This window comes from Neobacillus drentensis, from assembly GCF_036962765.1.
GTDB lineage: Bacteria > Bacillota > Bacilli > Bacillales > Cytobacillaceae > Neobacillus > Neobacillus drentensis_C.
The window spans coordinates 1-3,318 of record NZ_JBALOS010000345.1; the positions used below are offsets into that span (position 1 = coordinate 1).

Here is a 3,318-nt window from a genome sequence, read left to right on the forward strand (position 1 = left end):
GAAAAATTATTAATATTTCCCATGTGGGTCACCTGGTACAAAGACGCTTACTTGACTTGGGAATTTCTGAAGGCTCAGAAGTATGTGTGAAATGTGTGATGCCGTTTGGGGGACCTGTGATGATTGAATCATGTGGACAATGTGTAGGTATTCGCCGCAGGGAAGCAGTTCGAATTGAAGTGGAGAGAATATAATGGAAATCGCTCTAATTGGAAATCCCAATACAGGGAAAACTTCATTGTTTAATAATCTAACAGGTTCCTATGAGTATGTTGGTAACTGGAGCGGTGTAACCGTTGAAAAGAAAGTTGGCGTCTTTAAAAATAATATTGGTCATTTAATTGATTTACCAGGTGTGTATACACTTAATCCGCTGTCAAAGGATGAAGGAGTAGTTACTTCCTTCTTTTTGAATGAATCCGTTGACCGCTTACTAAATATATTGGATGCCTCACAATTAGATCGAAATTTACACCTGACATTGCAATTGCTAGAGTTTGAAAAGCCAGCACTAATTGGACTTAATATGGTCGATGTAGCAAATAAGCGCGGGATCCAAATAGATGTTTCTAAGCTTTCAAAACAGCTCGGAGTGCCAGTTGTTCCTGTCGTGGCAAGAAGTGGTAAGGGTTGTGATAAATTAGTAGATGTCATCTCTACTCCATCAACCCAGCCTCTAAAAAAGAATCTTGTTAACTATGGAAAAGAAGTCGAGGAAGCCATTGTAGCATTATCTACTGAGATTAATGGGAAAACAGGTCTTTCTCCACGATTTCTAACCATTCAATTATTTGAAGGAAATGAATACGTTAGAGACTACCTTAAGACTATTGTTGATAATCAAAAGCTTAATGATCTAACGGCTTATTTAGAGTCAACTATCCAAAAACATTATAACGTTAAATCATTAGCAATCTATATCTATCAAAAAAGAAAAGAAGTAATAGAGAAAATAGTTGCAGAGGTTGCTAGGAAAAGTAATTCGGATATACCACTTTCTGAAAAAATTGACAGTATCGTTACGAACCGCTTTTTAGGCATGCCTATCTTCTTGCTGCTTATGTATGTCATGTTTATGCTGACTTTTGATTGGCTTGGAACCCCATTATCTGATCTTTTGGACGGATTATTAACTGGACCGGTGACAACAGGATTTGAAGCGGCTTTAACTGCGATTCATGCTTCTAGTTTTATACATGCATTGATTATTGACGGTTTAGTGGCAGGGGTAGGCGGCGTACTCGTATTTGTCCCGCAAATTTTCATCCTATTTTTCTTTATTTCTTTATTAGAAGATTCCGGTTATATGGCCCGAGTAGCTTTGGTCATGGACCGAATTATGGAGTCTGTGGGGTTAAACGGGAAGGCGTTTATTCCCATGATGATTGGCTTTGGCTGCAATGTACCAGGAATTATGGCAGCGAGAACAATCGAAACACCAAGAGAAAGGCTGGTAACCATATTGCTAACGCCGTTAATGTCCTGCTCGGCGCGATTACCAGTTTATGCATTATTTGTTGGAGCATTTTTTGCAGGAAATAAGGCTTTAGTTGTTCTAAGTTTATATGTACTGGGGATTGTGGTTGCGTTAGTCTTAGCAAAAATCTTTTCGACTACTTTATTAAAATCAGAAACTTCATTATTCGTTATAGAACTGCCTCCTTACCGGCTCCCTCAATTTCAATCATTGTGGAGGAGTACATGGGATAAAGGAAAAGGTTTTGTTAGAAAAGCTGGAACATTTATTTTTGCAGGTTCTGTCTTTATCTGGTTATTATCTTATGCAGGTCCCCATGGTTTAAAGGTTGATATGGATGAAAGTTATTTAGCCTCAATTGGAAATGTAATAGCGCCCATTTTGGATCCAATTGGATTTGGAACATGGCAGGCATCAGCCTCGTTAATTACGGGGTTCTTGGCAAAAGAGGCCATAATTTCTACGATGAATATCATCTATTTTGTTCCGAGTGATGCAAGTTTACAGGGATTATTAGCTGACTATTATACTCCACTTGCTGCCTATAGTTTCATGGTTTTCATATTATTATATATCCCATGCCTGGCAACGGTAGCAACAATTTATAAAGAAACAAATTCAAAGAAATGGACAGCTTTTTCAATGATTTATGCATTTGCGATTGCTTATATTCTATCCTTGGTAATCTATCAGGGCGGCAAATTGTTTGGACTTGTATAATTCTAAAAAGAGGTGGAGCAAATGATTGCCAATATTATCATCGGAGCCGCGATCTTTGGATACGCGACATGGGCTTTCGTCAAATTTATTAATAAATCGAAACAGGGAAAATGCGGAGCGTGTGATTTGAAAGATACATGTTCAAGTAAATGCGGAGTACCGCGTAAATTACATTAATAAAAAAACTGCTATCTTTAAGGCTATGTTAAAGCTTATTGTTGATTTTGGCCCCCTGTTGATTGGAGCGGAAATCAACAGGCAAGTTTAACAGATCCATCCTTTAAAGTAGCAGTTTTTTGATGCTAGAATTTGAATGATTCAACAAATTGGTGTAAAATTACACTAGTTGCAATTGAAGGAAGGGCTTAACGTGACCAGAGATGAAATTATAATGCAGGTTTCTGAAAAGCTTCGCCTAATACGAACTGAAGTCGGTTATACCCAGGATAAAATGGCTGATATTATTGGCGTCTCAAAGAAAACACTTGTTCAAATTGAGAAGGGTAGAGTTCTTGCCAATTGGTCTACTGTGGTTTCGATTTGTGCATTATTTCGTGAAACTGAAACCGTCCAATTTTTATTTGGAAATGAACCGCTCGAGGTGTTAGAAACGGTTGCCCGCGAAGGAATAGATATTCGAAAATCCAAAACATTAGGCGGCCGGATATGGTGGAGGGTTGTATCAAAAAAGAACGGATATATTTTGCAGCAAAATATTCTTAGTAAGCATTTTCGGATATTGGATGAGGAAAATTATCGGATTTTTAGCAGTATTGATGAAAAGGTTTCCAAACATCGGTTTAAAGAATTAACCAAAAATGAATAAATGATTTGGAAAAGGTGGGGATTGTGCCCATCTTTTTTCTTTTTTTTGGAATACTAATCAATGTATTTAACTTCAGGATAACATGTCATAAAAACGAACTGATATTCGAAATTTATACCTGTTGTAGATTAGTGATAAAGGGTGTTTTCATTTGGGATTTAAAGTGAATGTAACTAACATATTTAAAAACTGGAAAAGGTGGCACTTGCTCCAAATATTAGTGCTTTCTATGCTCATTATGATCTTAAGTTTTTTTGGACTACTTTATTATTTCTCCAAGGATTCAGACATCTCA

General features: G+C 37.1%; 4 protein-coding genes. All 4 read left to right on the plus strand.

Annotation, left to right across the window (positions count from 1 at the left end):
• The coding region (locus V7137_RS28960; protein ID WP_335701263.1) for a FeoA family protein at positions 1–194 on the plus strand (194 nt) is incomplete at its 5' end.
• Positions 194–2,197, plus strand: coding sequence for a ferrous iron transport protein B (feoB, locus tag V7137_RS28965; RefSeq protein WP_335701264.1), 2,004 nt, complete (start codon positions 194–196; stop codon positions 2,195–2,197). The genes V7137_RS28960 and feoB, both read left to right, overlap by 1 nt.
• A 21-nt stretch (positions 2,198–2,218) precedes the next feature.
• Positions 2,219–2,374, plus strand: coding sequence for a FeoB-associated Cys-rich membrane protein (locus V7137_RS28970; RefSeq protein ID WP_335701265.1), 156 nt, complete (start codon positions 2,219–2,221; stop codon positions 2,372–2,374).
• A gap of 193 nt (positions 2,375–2,567) precedes the next feature.
• Positions 2,568–3,023, plus strand: coding sequence for a helix-turn-helix transcriptional regulator (locus V7137_RS28975; RefSeq protein WP_098572144.1), 456 nt, complete (start codon positions 2,568–2,570; stop codon positions 3,021–3,023).
• Positions 3,024–3,318: the final 295 nt, after the last annotated feature.

Excerpts from the sequence above, each read along its gene's own strand:
- feoB (WP_335701264.1), top strand. The coding sequence starts at position 194 with ATGGAAATCGCTCTAATTGGAAATCCCAATACAGGGAAAACTTCATTG.
- V7137_RS28970 (WP_335701265.1), top strand. The coding sequence starts at position 2,219 with ATGATTGCCAATATTATCATCGGAGCCGCGATCTTTGGATACGCGACA.